The sequence below is a fragment of the Kitasatospora sp. NPDC004531 genome (genome assembly GCF_053602195.1).
The window spans coordinates 1-18,513 of the sequence record NZ_JBSGDD010000050.1 but is presented as its reverse complement, the minus strand read 5'-3'; the positions used below and the strand labels follow the sequence as shown (position 1 = coordinate 18,513).

General features: G+C 74.9%; 18 protein-coding genes. 10 read left to right on the top strand and 8 right to left on the bottom strand.

From position 1 onward, the window contains the following. Positions 1-46: 46 nt before the first annotated feature. From ACWEMJ_RS20530 to ACWEMJ_RS20520, 3 genes are all read right to left on the bottom strand, one after another. Complete coding sequence (locus tag ACWEMJ_RS20530) at positions 47-892, bottom strand: DUF4097 family beta strand repeat-containing protein (RefSeq protein WP_452138504.1); 846 nt, start codon at positions 890-892, stop codon at positions 47-49. A gap of 50 nt (positions 893-942) precedes the next feature. Then, positions 943-1,467 carry a toxin-antitoxin system HicB family antitoxin gene (locus tag ACWEMJ_RS20525; RefSeq protein ID WP_452138503.1) on the bottom strand — a complete coding sequence of 175 codons (525 nt, stop codon included), beginning with the start codon at positions 1,465-1,467 and terminating at the stop codon, positions 943-945. Positions 1,468-1,776: 309 nt separating this feature from the next. Further along, positions 1,777-2,079, bottom strand: a complete 303-nt coding sequence (locus ACWEMJ_RS20520; protein WP_452138502.1) for a hypothetical protein — start codon at positions 2,077-2,079, stop codon at positions 1,777-1,779. A 129-nt stretch (positions 2,080-2,208) separates the two neighbouring features. Here ACWEMJ_RS20520 and ACWEMJ_RS20515 point away from each other — a divergent pair, with 129 nt between their 5' ends. From ACWEMJ_RS20515 to ACWEMJ_RS20485, 7 genes are all read left to right on the top strand, one after another. Beyond that, positions 2,209-2,685 carry a hypothetical protein gene (locus ACWEMJ_RS20515; protein WP_452138501.1) on the top strand — a complete coding sequence of 159 codons (477 nt, stop codon included), beginning with the start codon at positions 2,209-2,211 and terminating at the stop codon, positions 2,683-2,685. 22 nt (positions 2,686-2,707) lie between these two features. Beyond that, positions 2,708-2,941, top strand: coding sequence for a hypothetical protein (locus tag ACWEMJ_RS20510; RefSeq protein ID WP_452138500.1), 234 nt, complete (start codon positions 2,708-2,710; stop codon positions 2,939-2,941). A gap of 101 nt (positions 2,942-3,042) precedes the next feature. Continuing rightward, positions 3,043-3,627, top strand: coding sequence for a hypothetical protein (locus ACWEMJ_RS20505; protein WP_452138499.1), 585 nt, complete (start codon positions 3,043-3,045; stop codon positions 3,625-3,627). Between the two features lie 23 nt (positions 3,628-3,650). Then, positions 3,651-4,055, top strand: a complete 405-nt coding sequence (locus ACWEMJ_RS20500; protein ID WP_452138498.1) for a hypothetical protein — start codon at positions 3,651-3,653, stop codon at positions 4,053-4,055. Between the two features lie 9 nt (positions 4,056-4,064). Further along, on the top strand, positions 4,065-4,559 hold the full coding sequence (locus ACWEMJ_RS20495; protein ID WP_452138497.1) for a GNAT family N-acetyltransferase: 495 nt from the start codon (positions 4,065-4,067) through the stop codon (positions 4,557-4,559). 93 nt (positions 4,560-4,652) lie between these two features. Further along, positions 4,653-5,345, top strand: coding sequence for a hypothetical protein (locus ACWEMJ_RS20490; RefSeq protein ID WP_452138496.1), 693 nt, complete (start codon positions 4,653-4,655; stop codon positions 5,343-5,345). Between the two features lie 100 nt (positions 5,346-5,445). Then, a complete protein-coding gene (locus ACWEMJ_RS20485; RefSeq protein WP_452138495.1) occupies positions 5,446-7,056 on the top strand; it encodes an MFS transporter in 1,611 nt (536 codons plus the stop codon). An 18-nt stretch (positions 7,057-7,074) separates the two neighbouring features. On the opposite strand, the gene ACWEMJ_RS20480 is transcribed toward ACWEMJ_RS20485, so the two are convergent. From ACWEMJ_RS20480 to lepB, 3 genes are all read right to left on the bottom strand, one after another. Further along, on the bottom strand, positions 7,075-7,998 hold the full coding sequence (locus tag ACWEMJ_RS20480; RefSeq protein ID WP_452138494.1) for a DUF389 domain-containing protein: 924 nt from the start codon (positions 7,996-7,998) through the stop codon (positions 7,075-7,077). An 84-nt stretch (positions 7,999-8,082) separates the two neighbouring features. Next, positions 8,083-8,412 carry a cupin domain-containing protein gene (locus ACWEMJ_RS20475; protein ID WP_452138493.1) on the bottom strand — a complete coding sequence of 110 codons (330 nt, stop codon included), beginning with the start codon at positions 8,410-8,412 and terminating at the stop codon, positions 8,083-8,085. A gap of 52 nt (positions 8,413-8,464) precedes the next feature. Next, on the bottom strand, positions 8,465-9,235 hold the full coding sequence (gene lepB, locus ACWEMJ_RS20470) for a signal peptidase I (protein ID WP_452138492.1): 771 nt from the start codon (positions 9,233-9,235) through the stop codon (positions 8,465-8,467). 145 nt (positions 9,236-9,380) lie between these two features. Here lepB and ACWEMJ_RS20465 point away from each other — a divergent pair, with 145 nt between their 5' ends. Beyond that, positions 9,381-10,211, top strand: a complete 831-nt coding sequence (locus tag ACWEMJ_RS20465) for a hypothetical protein (protein ID WP_452138491.1) — start codon at positions 9,381-9,383, stop codon at positions 10,209-10,211. 84 nt (positions 10,212-10,295) lie between these two features. Here ACWEMJ_RS20465 and ACWEMJ_RS20460 read toward each other — a convergent pair whose 3' ends face one another. Continuing rightward, positions 10,296-13,481, bottom strand: a complete 3,186-nt coding sequence (locus tag ACWEMJ_RS20460; RefSeq protein ID WP_452138490.1) for a M28 family peptidase — start codon at positions 13,479-13,481, stop codon at positions 10,296-10,298. 256 nt (positions 13,482-13,737) lie between these two features. On the opposite strand from ACWEMJ_RS20460, the gene ACWEMJ_RS20455 reads away from it, so the two are divergent. Continuing rightward, the gene (locus tag ACWEMJ_RS20455) at positions 13,738-15,129 is read left to right on the top strand and encodes a helix-turn-helix domain-containing protein (protein WP_452138489.1); all 1,392 of its coding nucleotides are present in this window, start codon (positions 13,738-13,740) and stop codon (positions 15,127-15,129) included. A 32-nt stretch (positions 15,130-15,161) separates the two neighbouring features. Here ACWEMJ_RS20455 and ACWEMJ_RS20450 read toward each other — a convergent pair whose 3' ends face one another. After that, on the bottom strand, positions 15,162-16,403 hold the full coding sequence (locus tag ACWEMJ_RS20450) for an SUKH-4 family immunity protein (protein WP_452138488.1): 1,242 nt from the start codon (positions 16,401-16,403) through the stop codon (positions 15,162-15,164). Between the two features lie 248 nt (positions 16,404-16,651). Between ACWEMJ_RS20450 and ACWEMJ_RS20445 the strand changes: the two genes are divergently transcribed. Next, positions 16,652-18,513 (top strand): WXG100-like domain-containing protein (locus ACWEMJ_RS20445; RefSeq protein ID WP_452138534.1); only part of this gene is annotated, 1,862 nt, incomplete at its 3' end.

The window sequence follows — 18,513 nt, the reverse complement described above, 5'->3', positions numbered from 1 at the left end:
CGGTCGTCAATCGGTGGACGTGGAAAGGCGGTCGAGAGGGGCGAGGTCAGACGCGGGCGCGGCGGATGTCGATGTTGCCGAAGCGGGTGCGGGCGCGTACCTCGACGGTCTCCTCGTCCCGGCCCGGGGCGTCCGCGCCGGCCAGCGAGTTGCGGACCTGGCCGCGCTGCGCGCCGACGTCCAGCCAGGCCGCCGTGCCGGGCCGGACGCCGACCTCGATCGCGCCGAAGCCGGTCTCCAACTGCACACTGCCGGAGCAGACTTCACCCACCAGCAGGGTGCCGCGGGCGGTGCTGGCGCGCAGCGAGGTGGCGGCCCGCTCCACGGTGATGTCGCCGCTGGCGCCGCTCACCCGCAGGTCGTCGCCGGCCACCGCGACGGTGGTGCTGCCGTGCGAGTTCCTCACCACCGCCGGGCCGTCCAGCAGCCCCACCCGGACGCTGCCCGAACTGGTGGTGATCTCCGCCCGCCCGCGCACCTCGTCCACGGCGATCGACCCGTGCGCGGCCGTCAGCCGCACCGGCCCGGTGCGGTCCAGCCGGATGTCGCCGGACGCGGTCTTCACCCGCACCTCGCCGAGCCGCCCCTCGCCGAGCACCTGCGTCCAGGCACCGCCGGCCTCCAGGTGCGAGCCGGCGGGCAGTTCGACCGACACGTCCACCGTGCCGGTGCGGCCCAGCAGGTGGCGCTGCCGGGGGGTGCGGACGGTCAGCACGCCGCCGGCGAAGTCGATCTCGGTCTGCTCGGCGGCGCGCACGTCCACCTCCCGCTCCGGGTCGCGCGGCCGGGCCACGACCACGGTGTCGGCACGGTCGGTCGCGATGACGTGCACCGAGCCCGCGGCCACCTGGGCGTTGAGCGAGATCGGCTCGGGCGTGTCGAAAGAAGGCATGGCAGTACCCCGTTCTGGTGGGACGTCGGACGGCGAATGGCGCCGAGGGCTCAGCGGACCCAGCCGGTGAAGCTCTGGCCGAGGGCCCGCGAGGGCTCGACCGGGACGCGCGGACGCCCGCCGCCCTCGACGGCGGACGCCACCGCCCGCACCAGCCAGGCATTCGCCGACAGCCCCTCGCGGGCCGCCGCCTCCTCGGCGCGGGCCTTCAACTGGGCCGGCAGCCGCAGGTTGATCCGGGCGGTGCCGCCGTCGTCCTCGGCCGCGGGCGGCTCCGCGACGGCGGGCCCGGGGCCGGCGGCGTCGGTGACCCCGGCGGCCTCGGGCTCGGCGGGCGGCCGGGTGACCACGAAGTCCGGGTCCAGGCCGCGCAGCCGGACGTCCACCGAGCCCGGGGCCAGCTCGCGCGTCACCTCGGCCATCGCGGCGGAGAGCACGTGCAGCATGGCCAGCCGCGTCGCCGACTCCAACGGGGCCGTCAGCCGCTCGGCCAGCACGCGCGCCTCCGGCCCGCCGGCCTCGGCGGCCACGGCCAACTCGCGCCGGAGGTTGTCGACATAGGGGGTGAGGTCCATGGTGCCATCGTGGCACCACTTTGATGCCACGACAAGTCCCTTGTGCTGCAAGGTGGTTGCTTCACTCGGCGCTATCCCTGCTGACCTGCGGGGACGGTCTCGGGGGCAGTTCGGTGCCAGGTGGTGCCATCGGGTGCCGGGCGGTTGTGTTCGACGGCCGGCCGACGGTGAAGTCGGCGGTGATGCCGAACATCACTGCCCGCGCAGCCCGGTGGGTGGCGAAGACGCTGCGGCCATCGGTGCTCGGGGCGGGCTCCGCTCGCGAGCGGCGTCGCCAGTGCTTTCGGCGGCCCGGCCGGCCGTCGCCCCTCACGATCCGTCCCAGAGCCCCAGGCGCTTGAGCCGACGCTGCCGGAGCCGTTCCGAGACGGCCGTGAGGCCGAAGACCAGCCCCATGGCCAGCCCGAACACCACGGCGAAGAAGGGGTCGTCCGGTTCCTCCTCGCGCGACAGCAGCAGGAGGAACACGGTGAAGGGCACGGCGGCGCAGAGGCCGGTGCCGAGCGGGTGCCGCGCCACCCATTTCTGGATCCGCGTCGGGGGCCGCTGCCCGCCGAGGGCCCGATCCCGAGCCCGGAACCCGTCCGCCAGAGACTGCCGCCAGTTCGCCACGGCGGCAGGATAGGGCAGCCGATCCGGCGGACCGCCCGGGGGGGCACCGCCGAGCAGCGCCCTGCGGTACGGTCGGTGCAGCCGCGCAGCCATCGACGAACGAGGGGGTCGACAGTGGAGCCGGACGGCGTGCCCGACCGGTTCTGGGCGGCCCTGGCAGCGGCGCGGCCGCAACTGTCCGCCCTGGAGCGGTGGTTGGTGGCCCAGCCGCGCGAGGTCGTCGAGGAGTTCGCGCTCGCCTACGAGACTGCGGCGGGTGCGCTGGCCGACACCGTCGAGGGCGTGCGCGTGGACGGGGACGACTGGTCCGAGGACAGCACCGAAGACCTGTGCGACTGGGTGGTCGGGCAGGGCCGCGAGCTCTGGACCGCAGTCGCCGCAGGCGAGTTGCCGCTCGAACAGGCCGCGCAGCTGTACCTGGGCCGTGCCGTGCCGCACCCCGGCTCCGTGACGGAGTGGGACGCGGAGGTCGCCGACCCCGGGCACCGGGGGTACCAGTCGCCCCGACACCTCGCCCACGGCGTGTATCGGACGCGCTTCGCCGAAGACCTCGACGCACGCCTCGACGCACGCCTCGACGAGCCCGACAGCGGGCCCGGCGCGTAGCATCCCCCCGGAGGAAAGCGCCATGACCGAGGAGCACCGCACCCGCTGGTGGCAGCGCCGAACTGCCGCCGCTCTCAAGCCCGTTGACGGGCCGACCGGCGCGTTCGACCTGGTCCGGCGCGGCTACGACCGGCAGCAGGTCGACGCCCACCTCGCCCTGCCGCCCGAACAGCGGCCGCGACCCGCCGCGTTCGACATCGTCCGGATCGGCTACGACCGCGGCCAGGTCGACGAGGCGCTGCGCGAGCAGGCCTGAACCACCGGGCCGGAACCGGGTCTTGACAGAGCGCCGAAAACCCTTTGCGGCCGCGACGGTCGGTGTGCGACCTTGTCCGGGTCGTCGAAGGAGGGCGCCGATTGGAGCTTTTCGCGTGCGCGCGCTGCGCGGCCGTACTCACCCGCCCGGTCAGCCGGGTGCCGTTCCCACCGTACGCACACCACCAGGTGGGCAACGGTGTGCCGCTGCCGGCCCTGATGAGCGGCGGGAGCTACGCCATCGACTCGGAGCCGTCCGGCCCGCCCTGGCGGAGCTGGGAGGAGCTCGCCGAAGGGGAGGCGCAGGCGCGCGGCTACTACGCGCGGGTGCACCACCTGTCCGACGGTGCGCCCGGGCGGATCCTGCTCGCCCCCGGCGACGACATCGGCACCGCCCTGATACCCGGCCAGGACCACGGCTACTGCTGCGGCATCACCGAGCAGGGCGGCCCGAACCTCGCCTGCGACCACTGCGGGCACCCGGTCGGCGCGCGCGTGGACGACTGCTCCCTCTGGCAGGCCGTCTGGCTGGAGCCGGACGCGGTACGCGCCGTCCCCGCCGGCCCGGCCGGTCGCCGACTGGGTGGAACTGGTCCACGACCGCTTCGCCGTAGCACCGTTCGACGAAAGGGGCCCGTTGGGCCTACCGGCAGGAGCAAGAAGCCTCCGTCGCCCTGGCCGCCCTGATCATCGCCGCCGACCACTCGCCCGTGGCCTTCGACGACGCCGCCCTCGCCGCCCTCTTCGACCACGCCGTGCGACATCATCTGCGCGGCGTCGGCATCGGCGTCGGCGGCCCGGCCAAGCGCTGCTCCCTGCACGGCCCCGGCCGTCCGCTGACCTCCCCCCACCCCGAGCTCGCGCTGGTTCCGCACCACCCCCGGAGCGGCCTCGCCTGGCCGACCCCGCCCGGCACCATCGGCGTCCCGCTCGACCTCGCCATCTGGAGCCACCTCGCCTTCCCCCGCACCCCCTTCGTCCACATACCCGGCCCGTTGCGCGCCGAACTCGACCGCGACGACCCCGTCCCACCCCGGTGGTACAGCAGCATCTGGTTCGACCGCCGGCTGATCCACGACCTGTTGGCCCGCCACCCCGGCGGGCGGCGCGGGTAGGCTCGGCCGGTGCCCGAACTCCAGCGGCTGCGTGCCGACCATGCCCCGGCGGTGCTGGCCTTCGAGTCGGCGAACCGCGGGTACTTCGCCGCCTGGGTCTCCGACCGGGGCGACGAGTACTTCGAGCGGTTCGCCGACGGCTTCCGGGCCGTGCTGGCCGAGCAGCAGGACGGCAGTTGCGTGTTCTACGCGGTCGTGGCCGAGGACGGCTCGGTCCTCGGCCGGTTCAACCTGTACGACCTGGCGGACGGCGTCGCCCGACTCGGCTACCGGGTCGCCGAGCGGGCCGCCGGACGGGGTGCGGCGACGGCGGCCGTCCGGGAGCTGTGCCGGATCGCGGCGGCGGAGCTCGGGCTGCACACCCTGGTGGCGGCGGCCGCCCACGACAACGCCGCGTCCCAACGGGTGCTGCTGAAAGCCGGATTCGTCGCCACCGGTCCGGCCGGTCCGGCCGACCTCGGCGGCGGGTCGGGCAGCTGGTTCCGGTGCGACCTGCGCCCGTGACCGCACCCCGACCGGGGAACGGGCTGACCGCAGGCGCGGATCGGGCGTAGGTTCGGGGGTGGTGATCCACAACTGAGGGGCGGTGGTCGGGGGATGGGCGAGGCGCATCCGCTGCTGGGGTACTTCCTGGACGCGGCGCAGGGCGTGTTCCCGCCGGTGGACGGCGGGGTGACGGTGCTGCCGGCACTGTCGGGCGGGCTGGAGGCCTCAGTGGCGTTCACCGGGCACGCGGTGGTGGCCACCGCGCGGCCGGCGGGGGAGGTGCGGGCGCAGCGGCCGGACGGGTTCGGGGAGTCGATGGCGCCCGCCTTCCTGCGCCACCTGGCCGGCCCCGACGGGTGGATCGGCTGCCTGGACGCGACCCTGGTCGCCCGCGGCACCGGAGGCCCCGCCCGGCTGGGGCCGCTGGACGACCAGGACGACCACGACCGGGTCCGGCACGCCCGGGAGCTGCGCACGGACGTCGGCGTGTACGGCGACGCCCGCGGGCTGGTCACCCTCGCCCGAGGCCTGGCCGGCCGAACGGAGCTGAGCGTCGAGCTGCACCGGCCCGAGGAGGCGCGCGGCCCCGGCCGGGGCCGCGCGCTGATCGGCGACGCACTCACCCTCGTCCCGGCCGGCGAGCCGGTGTTCGCCGCCGTCTCGCCCGGCAACGCGCGCTCCCTGCGGGCGTTCCTCGCCTGCGGGTTCACCCCGATCGGCAGCGAAGTGCTGCTGCGCCCCGCCCCGGTGCGGCGGACGGCCGCCGGAGCAGCGGGAGGGGCGGCGGACCACGCGGCGGTCTAGCGTGGACAGCGGGCCGGTCCGCCGTGGACGCCTCCACCGAGCGGCAGGCCCGAAGGCGAGGCCGGGCGCAGCGGGGAGCGGCTGAGAACCGGGAGGCACGGTGAACAGGTGGAAGCCGCTGATCGTCCTCGGGACGGCGCAGTTCCTGATGGTGCTGGACGCCTCGGTGATGAACGTGTCGATCAGCCGCCTGGTCGAGGACTTCGACACCGACGTGACCACCATCCAGGCCGTCATCACCCTCTACACCCTGGTGATGGCGGCCTTCATGCTGACCGGCGGCAAGATCGGCGACATGGTCGGCCGCCGCAAGGTCTTCGTGATCGGCCTGGTGGTGTACGGCGTCGGCTCGGGACTGACCGCGCTGGCCCCGACCGTGGGCGTGCTCGCACTCGGCTGGTCGGTGATCGAGGGCCTCGGCGCGGCGCTGGTGCTGCCCGCGCTGGCCGCCCTGGTGGCCGGGTCCTACCAGGGGCGCGAGCGGGCGATCGCCTACGGCGTGGTCGGCGGGCTGGCCGGCGCGGGCATCGCCGTCGGACCGCTGCTCGGCGGATGGGTCACCACGTACCTGACCTGGCGGCTGGTGTTCGCCGGCGAGGTGGTCCTGGTCGCCGCGATCCTGCTGGTGATGCGCTGGATCCCGGCGCAGCCCGCGCCGACCGGGCGCAGCCGGCTCGACGTGCTCGGCGCCGCGCTGTCCGCCGCGGGCCTGGCGCTGGCCGTGCTGGCCGTCCTGCAGAGCGGCAGCTGGGGCTGGGTCCAGCCGCGCAACCCGCCGTTCACCGTCCTCGGCTTCGCGCCGACCGTGTTCGCCATCGGCCTCGGCGCCGCCCTGCTGTACCTGTTCTGCGTGCACGAACGCCACTGGGAGCGGCGCGGCGGCACCCCGCTGGTCTCGCTCGACCTGTTCCGCAACCGGCCGCTGCGGGCGGGCCTGGTGACGCTGTTCAACCAGAACACCGTCCTGCTGGGCCTGTTCTTCGTCATCCCGCTCTACCTGCAGGTGGTGCAGGGCCTGGACGCCTTCGAGACCGGGCTGCGGCTGCTGCCGGTCTCCGTCACGATGCTCGCCACCTCGATGTGCGGCTCGCTGCTGCTGCGCCTCGCCTCCTCCCGCACCATCGTCCGGACCGGCCTGCTGGTGCTGCTCGCCGCCACGCTGTGGCTGATCGCGGCCATCGAGCCGGAGCTGAAGGGCGGCTCGTTCGCCGGCGCGATGGCCCTGCTCGGCATCGGCCTGGGCATGCTGGCCTCCCAACTGGGCAACACCGTGCAGTCCAGCGTCCGGACGGCGGAACGCAGCGAGGCGGGCGGCCTGCAGTACACCGCGCAGAACCTCGGCTCCTCGCTGGGCACGGCGCTGATCGGCGCGCTGCTGATCGGGGCCCTCGCCGCCTCCGTCACCACGCGGATCGAGAGCGACCCGCGGGTGAGCGCGGCCGTCGCGCAGGAAGCCGCCACGCACGTCACGGCGGGCGTGTCGTTCGTGCCCGCCGACCAGGTCGCCGACGCGCTGGCCGCCCGCTCCGACGTGCCGCCGCAGGAGGCCGAGGCCCTGGTCGGCCACTACCGGGACGCGCAGATCCAGGGCCTCAAGTCGGCCGTCCTGGCCTGCGCCGTCATCACGGGCGGGGCGCTGCTGTTCACCCGCCACCTGCCCGCCGAGCGCGAGGCGCGGCGGCGGCGCGGCGAGCGCCCGGCCGAGCGGTGAGCCCCGCAGGGCGCGGCCTCAGCGGCGTACGAAGCGCCAGGCGGCCTGCTGGGCGAGCAGGGTGAGCACCCCGGCCAGCACGATCCCCGACAGGTTGAGGGCGAGCTGCACGGCCGAGCCCCAGCCCTGCGCGTACTCGCCGTAGGCGACCGCCACCGCCGCGTTGGCGGCCGCCGGCACCGTGGTGACCGAGATCGCCACGCCGACCAGCGCCGACGCCTTCGCCGAGGTCAGCGACAGCAGGCCCGCCACACCGGCCAGGAAGGCGACCACGAAGGACATCGCGTCGGGCTGCCAGATGAACGAGGTGTTGGGGCGGGCCGCCGCGAACCGGGCGTCGCTGAACAGGCCGAGCCCGTCCATCAGCAGCGCGAACCCCACGGTCAGGGCCATCGCCACGGTGAAGCCGACCACCAGGGCCAGCAGCGAGCGGACGGCGGGGCGGGCCCGGCGCTGCGCCACCGCCACGCACAGCCCGGCCAGCGGGCCGAACTCCGGGCCCACGGCCATCGCGCCGACCACCAGGATCGCGCTGTCCAGGACGGCGCCGCAGGCGGCCAGCATGGTGGCGACCGTCAGCAGCGCGAGGAAGACCCAGCTGAGCGTGGACTCCTCGTGGACGATCCCGGAGACCTCCTCCCACACCAGCGCGTCCGCGCCCTCGCCCGGGGCCCGCTCCTCCGCCTCGTCGGCGGCCCGCGAGATGGTCAGGCCCGCCTCGTCCACGGTGATGGCCCCGCGCTCGGCCAGGCCCAACCCGCGCAGCTCGCCGAGCAGTTCGTCGACCGCCTCACGGGCCACGTCGCACAGCACCAGATCGCCCGCGGGCCGGACCGCCCCGCCGGGCAGCACCGCGACGTGGGCGACACCGACACAGGCGTCCAGCCGGTCCAGCACCCGCTCGCGCAGGTCGGCGGGAACGATGAGTCGCAGCTGAAGCAAGAAGTCCTCCGGGTCGTCGCACTGTCCGCCACACCCTAGCCAGGGCCCGCCCCCGAACCCCCGCCCCCGCCCGGTGGCCGGGCGTCACCCCTGCGGCACGCCGCTGTAGGCCGGGGCGAAGAACACCAGCGCCACCAGGTCCTCGGTGATGTCGTGGAAGCGGTGCGCCTCCAGCGCCGGGACGAACAGCGCCGTGCCCGGCCCGACGTCCACCGTCCGGCCGCCGGAGGTGAAGCGGCCCCGGCCGCGCGTCACCACGTACACCTCGTCCTCGCGGTGCGGCGACTGCCCGTCCACCGAGCCCGCCGGCAGCGAGTAGGTGCCGAAACTCAGCGCGGGGACGCGCAGGTGCTCCGCGTAGTCGGCCGCGCCGTCCGGCCCCGGACGGAACCGTCCGCCGTCGATGATCTCCACGGGGGGAGATCCTGGCACGGCCAAGGGCCGCAGGCCAAGCGGCAGTCGGGGCTCAGTCGAGCTGCCGGAAGGTCGCCGGGACGGGCAGCGAGGCCCAGCGGGGGAGCGGCCACAGCAGGACGCGGGCGCGGCCGATCACGGCCGAGGCGGGGACGAAGCCGCCGCCGGGGTTGTACAGCTGCTGGTAGCGGGAGTCGGCGGAGTCGTTGCGGTGGTCGCCCATCACCCACAGGTGCCCGGGCGGGACGGTGACGGTGCCCACCGGGTAGTCGTCGCAGGGCGTCGCCCCCGGGTACAGGTACGGCTCGTCCAGCGCGGCGCCGTTCACCGTCAGGGGGTGCCCGGCGCGGCAGTCCACCGTGTCGCCGCCGACCGCGACCACCCGCTTGATCAGGTCCTTCTCGTCCGCCGACGGCGCCAGCCCGACCCAGCTCAGCGCGCCCTGGACCGCGCCGAGCACACCGCCCGCGCGGTCCGGCGGGGAGGGGATCCAGCCGCCCGGGTCGCGGAAGACCACCACCTCGCCGCGCTGCGGCGTCGCCCCCAGCCACGGGCTGAACCGGTCGACCGCCACCCGGTCGCCCTTCTGCAGGGTGCCCATCATCGAACCCGACGGGATGACGAACACCTGGAACACGAAGGTCTTCAGCAGGAACGCCAGCACCAGCGCCGCCACCGCCGGCAGCACCAGCCCGCGCAGTGCCGAACGGCGGCGGCCCGCCGGGCGACCCGCCGGGCGACCCGCCGAACGGCGGCCCCAGGTGCGGCCCCAGGCCCGGCACCTGGCGAAGACGGCAGCGAACGGCGCGGCACGGTGCGACACGGACGACCCTTCCCCCGGAGGCCGGACCGGCCCGACCGTCGCCATCGTAGGGACGCGGCCCGTCGGGCGGACGTAAAGCGGCTGTCGTCGCGAGCCGGTACGGTGCGTCAACTCCCGTGCTACGACAGGAAAGAGAGACTCACCCGTGACCACCGGTACGGACTGGGACAGCGCGCTGGCCGACGCCTTCGCGACACTGCTGGGAACACCGGCGGACGCCGACCACGGCCGCCACGGCGTCTACTACGCCTCCGACACCCTCGACGAGTTCCTGTTCCCCGCCCCCTGGGCCACCCCCGACGCCCTCGCCGACGACGCCCCGGCCCGGCTGCCCGACCCGGACGGCCCGCACCCGTTCTCCCCGTGGAACTGGCGCTTCGACCTCGCCGGGTCGCTGTTCCGCTTCGACCCCGACCTGCTCGCCGCGACCGGGGCCTGGGGCGCGGACGGCCACAAGGGGCCCCGGCCGTTCGACGACGCCTTCGCCGCCGACCTGCTCGCCGTCGCCGCCCTCGACGAGTCCGACGCCGCCGTCGTGAGCGGCGCACAGCTCGCGCCGCTGCTGCGCCGCCACGGCGTCGACCTGACCGCGGCGGCCGCCACGAAGCTCAACCACTGGCTGACCGTCGTCCTGCGGGTCGCCACCGACGGCACCCTGACCGGCGCGATGCGCGCCGCCACCTTCACCGACCGCGGCCCCGAGCACCTGGTCACCGCGCACGACGCGGACACCGCCCGCCCCGCCGCCGCACCCTGGCAGGAACGGCTCGGCGCGCTGCGACACCCCGCGCTCCGCGACCACCTGCGCCTGCTCTGCCGCACCGAGGCCGACGCGCGCAGCGAGGGCGGCTGCTACTACGGCGCCGGCGACTGGCCGTGGAGCGACGTGCTGGACACCACCGGCGCCGCGCCGGTCGCGAGCTGGGGCTTCGGCGAGTCCCAGGCGGGCGTCGCCGTGGTGCGCCTGCCGCACTGAGCGGGCGCGGAAAGACGCGAGCGGTGCCGCGGCCCGTCCCCCAACCGGCCGCGGCACCGCCCGCGCTACTGCTGTGCCCTGCGGCTAGATCCGCTGCCAGAGGGCGGGGACCACGTCCGGCGTCCAGGTGCTCTGCGACAGGTGCGCCTGCAGGCACCGGTAGCTGACGCCGTTGTAGGTGACCACGTCACCGGTGTTGTAGTTGACGCCGGCGGCCCAGGTGCCGCCGCCGTTGCCGCCGCCGTTGACCACCAGGGTGAAGGTGGTGGCGTGGGTGGCCGAGGCACCGGTGCCGGTCAGCGTGATGGTGTAGGTCCCGGCCGGGGTGGAGGCCGAGGTGGAGACCGTCACGGACGAGCTGCCGCCGCTGGAGACGGAGGACGGGCTGAACGAGACGGTGGTGCCGGACGGCGCGCCGCTCGCGGACAGCGACACGGTCTGCGCCGAGCCGGAGGTGGTCGCCGTGGACAGCGTGGCGGTCGCGGCGGAGCCGGCCTGGACGGTGCCGGTGGCCGGGTTCACCGAGACGTTGAAGTCGTTCTGCGGCGTGCTGCCGCCGACCGAGGTCTTCCAGATCGCGTACGCCACGCCGTCGGCGTTGCGGTTCAGCACCGTCGCGTCGACGTTGGAGGTGGTGTCGCAGGACGAGTGGTAGCAGGAGTCGTAGGAACGGCCCGCCGTGCCGCCCCACTTGTTGGCCTGCGCCGACGTCTTGACGGCGTCCGCGCCGGCCGCGTAGCCCGAGGTCGGGATGCCGCCCTGCTGGAAGGAGTAGTCGTCGGAGCGGCCCTGGCCCTCGATGTTCTCCTCCGGCTGGAGGTTCAGCGAGTCCCAGTACGCCTTCAGCGGCGCCGCGGTGGCCGAGTTGACGTTGTTGATGAAGTAGCCGGCGTTGGTGGAGCCGACCATGTCGAAGTTGTAGTAGCCCTTGATCGCCGAGCGCTGGGCGGAGGACAGCTGGCCGACGTAGTACGCCGAGCCCTGCATGCCCTGCTCCTCACCGGCCCACCAGGCGAACCGGACGTGCCGGCTCAGGGTCGGGTTCTGCTGCGCCAGGACGAGCGCGTTCTCCAGCAGCACCGCCGAACCGGAGCCGTTGTCGTTGATGCCCGGGCCGGCCGAGACCGAGTCCAGGTGCGCGCCGAACATGGTGACCTGGTCCGACGGGCCGCCCGGCCAGTCCGCGATCAGGTTGTTGGAGGTGTACGAGCAGGAGGAGCAGGTCTGCTCGGTGACGGTGTAGCCCGCCGCCTGCAGCTTGCCCTTGATGTACGCCAGCGACTGCGTGTAACCCGCGCTGCCCGCCCGGCGGTTGCCGCCGTTCTGCTGCGCGATCGTGTACAGCTGGCTCAGGTGCGCCTGCACGTTGGCGACGTTGATGTCCGGGGCCGAGCCGCCCGGGTTGCCGCCGCCGCTCACCGTCAGCTGGTACTGCGCGGTGTGGGTGGCCGGGCCGGAGCCGGTCACCGTCAGCGGGTAGGTGCCCGCCGGGGTGTTCGCGCCGACGCTGATGTTCAGCGTCGCCGAGCCGCCGGTCTGCACGCTCGACGGGGAGACCGTCGCCGTGGTGCCGGAGGGCGCGCCGGTGACGGCCAGCGAGACCGTCGAGGCCGAGCCGGTGACGAGCGCGGTGGAGATCGTCGCCGTGGTCGAGGAGCCCGGCTGCACGGTGCCCGAGGACGGGCTCAGCGCCAGCGAGTAGTCGGCCGGGTTGCCCGCACAGGTCGGATCGCCGGCCTGCGCCGGCACGCTGACGGCGTCCCAGGCGGCCTTGGTGCGGTTGAACAGGTTGCAGGTGGAGTCGAGGTTCTTGGCGGCCGTCAGGGTCGCGGTGCGGTACTTCTTGTACGTCATGCCGCTGGTCTTCAGCAGCATGCCGCCGTAGAAGATCTTGCCCGCGGTCTGGATGCCGACGCCCGTCACCGAGGACGAGTTGCAGGTCGGGCTGGACGGCTTGCCGCCGCCCGGGCTCGAACCCTCCGCCAGCAGGTAGAACCAGTGGTTCAGCGGGCCCGCCGCCGCGTGCTCCTCGGTGTTCGGGATGGACGAGGAGTAGCAGTTCGGGTTGCCGGATATCTGCGACGGGTTGTACATCACCCGGATCGGGCCCTGCCCGACCAGGTTGATCATCTCGCCGACCGTGTAGTCCGGGGAGTCGTACGGCGACGGCTCGTTGGCGTACGCCTCGGTCAGCGCGCCCATGATGTCGCCGGTCGCCTCGCCCAGGCCCGCCTCGTTGTTCGCGCCGCCCGGCGTGAACTGGTCCAGGCCGTGGCCGAACTCGTGGCCCACCACGTCGATCGCGGCGATCCACTCGTTGCCCTGGCTGTGGCCGATCGAGACGGTCGAGCCGTCCCAGTAGGCGTTGACGTCGTTCAGGCCGACCTTCACCGGCCAGCTTCCGCCGTTGCCGTTGTGGCCGTTGCGACCCAGCCAGTCGCGGAGCATGTCCCATTCCTTCTGCGCCGCGAACATCGCGTCGGCGCAGCCGGTCTCCTTCGAGGTCGCGGCGCCCGTGCCCCAGGAGTCGGAGGACTTGCTGAACACCTGCCCGGTCGAGTAGTCCGAACACTGCAGGCCCGGACGGCTCGGGTCGCGCAGCGAGTACGAACTGCCCGAACCGGTGGTCGAGATGGTCAGGCCCGCCGGGCCGTTCCACTTGCTGTTGATGGTGCCGGCCTTGACGTCGTCGTAGCTGTCGGCGACCTCGCCGGTGATCGCGTCGACGTACACGTGCAGGCGGCTGGGCCGGTTGTCGGTCGAACCCGACAGCACCGACTCCCAGGCCAGCCGCGAGGTGCCGTCCTTGACCCGCACCACCAGGCGCGGCGCCTCGGCGGAGTCCACCTTCGCCAGCTTCGCGCGCGCGGTCTTCTCCGCCGCCGCCGCGCTCACCTTCGCCTGCGTCGGCACCCCGACCGGGCCCGACGCCGCGCTCTGCACCGAACGGACCTTGCCCTGGCCGTCGGCGAGCACCACCGCGTCACCGCCGACCACCGGCAGGCCCTTGTAGGTGCGCTCGTACGACACCGAGTACAGGCCGCCGAGGAACGGCGTGACCGAGGCCCGCTCGTACGCCTCGTCAGGCCCCTTGGCCAGAGCGTCCAACCCGGCCGACGCGGCCAGATCCGCCGCCGAGACCGCCGCGGCCAGCGGGGTCGGCGCGAGCGGGGCGGGCGACGGGGAGGCGACAGCCTGCCCGACGAAACCGCCCAGCATGCCGCCCAGCACGGCCAGGGTGGTGCCGGCGGTCAGCAATCTGCGTTTCATTCAGAGCTCCTATGTGTGGGGGTGCCACAGGTGTGGGGGTGCCCGGAACCCTCACACCTCGCCATGCCACGGTCAACGGCGCGGACAGGGCCCGCCAAGAGCTGGCAAGTTCCGTCAAACACCCCGACCCCGAACCGAGTTGACGGACAACTGGTACAGACCACGCCATGTACGCGGCCCCGGTCCGTTCGGTACCGTCTCGCTACCGCCCCCACGCCGGGCGGACGCAGCGAAGCCCTCGGGGAGGTGGCGGCGCATGCTGGACGCAACCGAGCGGGTCAGCGCACCGGACAGCGGAAGCTGGCAGGAATTCGGCGCACTCCTGCGCCACTGGCGCCGCCGCGCCGGCTGGACCCAGGCCCAACTCGGCGCCGCCGTCGGCTACGACCACACCGCCGTCAGCCGCCTCGAACACGGCGCCCGCCGCGCCACCCCCCGACTCGTCCACCGCCTCGACGAACTCCTCTCCACCAGCGGCGAACTCACCCGCTGCTACGGCCGCGCCGAAACCGCCGAAGCCGACCGCCCCGCCCTCCCCGCCCACCTGCTGCGCCCCCCGCTGCCGCCCGGCGACACCGCCACCGCCGCCACCGCCGACCACTGCCCCACCCGGCTCCCGCACCACGACCTCCAGTGCCCGCTGCACGGCGCGGCCGGCTGCCAACTCCCGCCCCCCGCCGAGGCCCTGGCCCTGCACGCCGCGTTCTGCGACAACCCCGCCGCACCCCTGGACACCGACACCGTGCACGCCCTCGCCGCCGTCCTCGGCGCCCAACTCCACAGCGCGGAACGGGCCATGGGCGAACGCGGGCCCGGCGCCGTGATCGAGACCACGCTGCGCGCCGTCGTCGCCCGCCTCGCCGACGCCCCCGCCCGGCACCGCCGCGTCCTCGCCCGGCTCGCCGCCGAACACGCCCACGCCGCGGGCAGCCTGCGCCTGCACGGCGGACGCCCCGCCACCGCCATGGCCTGCTTCGACCGCGCCGTCGGCTGGGCCGCGCTGGCCGGCGACCCCGCCACCCAGGTCGCCGCGCTCAGCGACATGGCCGTCCTCGGCCTGCTCGACGACGACCCGTTCTCCGCCCGCGACTACGCCCGCGAGATCCGCCGCGCCGCACCCGAACACCACTGGTCCGGCGCGCTCTCCCACATCGGCGAAGCCCGCGCCACCGCGCTGGCCGGCGACGTCCGCGCCACCGTCCGCCACCTCGGCCGCGCCCGCGACCACCTCGACCAGCCCGAGGACGCCTCCGCGCTGGTCTCCTGGCTCGCCCCGCCCGCGCTGCGCATGCGCCTCGAAGCCGGTACCTCCGCCGCCCTGCGCGACCTCGCCGTCGCCCTCGGCGAACCCGCCCTCGCCCGCACCGCCCTGGCCGCCGCCCACACCGCACTCGGCCTGCTCGGCGCCGGCGAACTCCCCGCCGCCCGCGCCATGCTGACCGTCCGCCTCGCCGACTGCCACCTCTGCCAGGACGACCCGCACACGGCCGTCGCCACCCTCGCGCCGCTCCTCGACACCCCGCCCGCCGCGCTCCCCGCCCTCGTCCGCCACGAGCTCCGCGGCCTGCGCACCCGCCTCGCCACCGGAGCCCCCCGCTGGGGCCCCACCGCCACCGAGACGGCGGCCCGGCTGGGGGCGCTGGTCTGACCAGGCCGGCGCGGGGCCGGGCCCTCGGGGGGTCAGAGCAGGCCGTGCCACATCTGCTCGACCAGCACCGCCCACCAGGCGGACTCGGCGCGGAACACCGCCGGGTCCACGGCCACCAGCGCCTCCTGCAGCCCGGCCAGGGCCGTCCCCGCCGCCTGCGGGTCCAGGCCGACCATCGCCGCCCGCGCCCCGGCCACCAGCAGCAGGCAGCGCAGGTACGCGGACAGCGAGGAGTTGACGAAGCGCCCGCTGCCGGTGCGCGGATGCACCGCCCAGACCGAGCCCGGCTCCTGGCCCTCGCGCTGGAGCGCGATCACGCACAGCCCGTCCGAGCCGATCCGGTTCCAGCCCGCGAGAACTTCCAGCACCTGCGCGTCCAGCGTCGAACCGGACGCCGCGAAGTCGGTCCGCAGATCCGCGAACAGCCCGCCGGCGGGCGGCGCGTCCGGGCGGTCCGCCGCGAACAGCAGCGGCACCCGCGCGGGCAGCCCCGCCCAGGCCAGCGTGGCGCAGGCCGGCGCCGGCAGCCCGGCCGAGACCGGGGCGTCCGCGTCGAAGCGCACCACCTCGCCGAGTTCCTCCGCCAGCCGGCGCCCCAACGCCACGTCGCGGACCGGTTCGGCGGGAGCGACGGAGGAGGGGCCCGGCGCCGGAAGCCGGTTGGGTCGCGGTCGCGGGCGCAGCGCCGCCGTCAATGCCGCGACGCCTTCGGCGCGTTCGGCCGCCGCGATGCCGTAGGGGTGGTCGTAGGTGTGCACCGCGTCCGGGAACTCGCGCTCCAGCAGCGGCGCGGGGTAGCCGCCCGGGAGGGTCGCCGGACGCAGCGCGGTGTGCACGGCGTTCACCGCCGCTGCCGGGACGCCGAGGCGCGCCAGCTCGCCCGGCAGCCGCAGTTCGACGGGCGCCAGGCCCGGGGCCGACGCCAGCTCGACGCTCCTGCGCTGCCCGTCCTGGTCCAGATACGTCGCGACGAGCCGGTTCCCGGGACCGACCACCGGCCGGGCGCGTTCGCGGTACGCCTCGATCACCTCGTCCACCGGGACGGACGACCACATCGACAGCTTCCCGGTCGCCCGGTCCACCACCCCGCAGCCGTCACCGAGGTCCGCCGGCGGCCGTCGTTCCCCGGTCACCGGGTCGCGCTCCGGCGCGGCCGGCGCCGCCCACACCACCCAACCGAGCTCGAACTCGCGGTGCCTGACCTCCCGTCGAGGCCCGCCCCCGGAGTTCAGCCAGGCATCGGCGGTACGGAGGGCGTGCTCCTCGGTGATCACGAAAGCTCCTCGGCGGGCGGAATCGGGTAGCGCGGGCGGGGATGGGGGTGGGGGCGAAGGGATGATATTACGATCCCTTTGGAAAGAGACTATGATCCCATGGTCAACTCGGCACGGGTGCGAACGAGCTGACGAATCATTGCCAGGGGTGGACCGGACTGCCGCTCGCGGCGCCGGGGCAGTCGTCACGTCCCGCACCGGACGGAACGCCACGCAGAACGTCACACTGGGGGAACGACGTCGTGTCGATGATGCTTCCGAGCGGCCTCGAATGGGTCCTGGAGATGCTGGGCTTCGACTGGCCCAAGGCCGACGAGGACAAGCTGCGCGAATGCGCCCAGGTCTGGCGGGACTTCGCCGACCAGGTCGACGAACTCCACTACCGGGGCGCGAGCGCCGCCACCAACGTGCTCTCCGCCAACTCCGGCAACAGCATCGACGCCTTCGGCAGGAGTTGGGAGAAGTTCTCCGGCGGCGGCTCGGACGGCTACCTCGCCGACGCCGCGACCGTCGCCCGGCTGATCGCCACCGCGTTCGACGCGGCAGCCGTCGTCGTGATCACCTGCAAGATCGCCGTCATCGCCCAACTGATCGCACTCGCCGTCGAGTTGATCGCCGCGCAGGCCGCCGCGCCGTTCACCCTCGGCCTCTCGGAGCTCGGCGCGGTCGGGGCCACCGCCGCCACCCGGGTGATTGTCCGGCGACTGCTCAAGGAACTCCGCCAGGCCCTGATGGACGCCATCCTGGAGACCCTGAAGGAGCCGGCCGTCTCGGCGATCCAGGGCATGATCAGCGACCTGATCGCGCAGACCGTCAACCAGGGCTTCGGCGCGCAGAACGGCTACGACCTCGGCCGCACCGTCAAGAGCGGCGCCGAGGACTTCGTGGACGCCGTCAAGAACTCCGGCGAGACCTTCACCGAGTCCTTCCGCGACGGCCTCGGCTCCAGCGCGGGCGGCCGTGTCCGCAACCGCCTCGACTCGGCGGCGGGGCACGGCGGCTCCGGCGGATCCGGTGGCGACGGCGGTACTGGCACCTCCGGTGGTGACGGTGCGTCGCGCGGTGATAGTGAAACGGGCGGCTCGGGTGGTGACGGTGCGTCGCGCGGTGACGGCGGCTCCGGCGGTACCGGTAGCACTGGCGGCGGGGACAGGGGGGCCGACGGCAGCCGGTCGGCCGGACGTTCGGAGCAGGGCGGCGGGCCGGCGAGCGGCACTCCTGGGACTGCCGGCCCGGAAGCCACGGGTCGGACCGCCCCGGCCGGCGCGCCCAGCACCGCCACCCTGGACCCGTTCGGCACCCGGCTCACCCCGGATGCCCCCGCCACCCCCGCCGGCCAACCGCACAGCGCGGGCCCCGGCGCACGCCCGGAGGCGGCCGGCGGCGCGGACAGCTCGGCGGCGTCGGGACGAGCACCGGGCGGCGAGGGTCCGGCGGCCCCGGCTGCGGGTGGGCCTGCGGTCGCGGGGGCGCACAGTGCGGAGGGTGCGGCCGAGGCGGGTCAGTCGCATGGCGGGTCGCCTGCGAGTGGGCCTGCCGCAGCCGGCTCGCAGGGTGCGGAGGGTGCGCCTGGACGGGCACCGGGTGCTGAGGCGGGGGCCGGGGCAACTCCCGGGACGTCGCACGCCGCCGCGTCCGGCGCGGAGGCTCCGGCGCGACCGGCGGGCACTGCCGGGCCCGAATCGGGTGCGCACCCGACCCCCGCCGCCGCCGACGGCCCGACAACTCCTGGGCGCGCTCCGGCCGCCGACGGGTCGTCGGCAGCGCCCGGCCACCACGCCGGTGCGGGTGACGTGCAGGCTGACACCGGGCCCGGCCGGCCCGGCGCGCGGGAGGCCGGCGATCCGCCCGCGAGCGGGGCGTCGGCGGGGCCCGTCCACCGCGCCGACGCGGGTGCCGTGCGGCCCGACGCCACGCCCGAGCACGGTGCCGACGGTTCGCCGGTGAACGGTCCGACGGGTGGCGAGCGCCCGGACGCCGGGCCCACCCCCGGCACGGCCCCCCTCCGGACGACGGTGGAAGCCGACGCCGACGCCACGCCAGGTCGAGGCCCGGCCCCGGACGGGCCGCCCACGTCGGGCGAGGAGTCGACGCCCGGGACGCCCAGGAC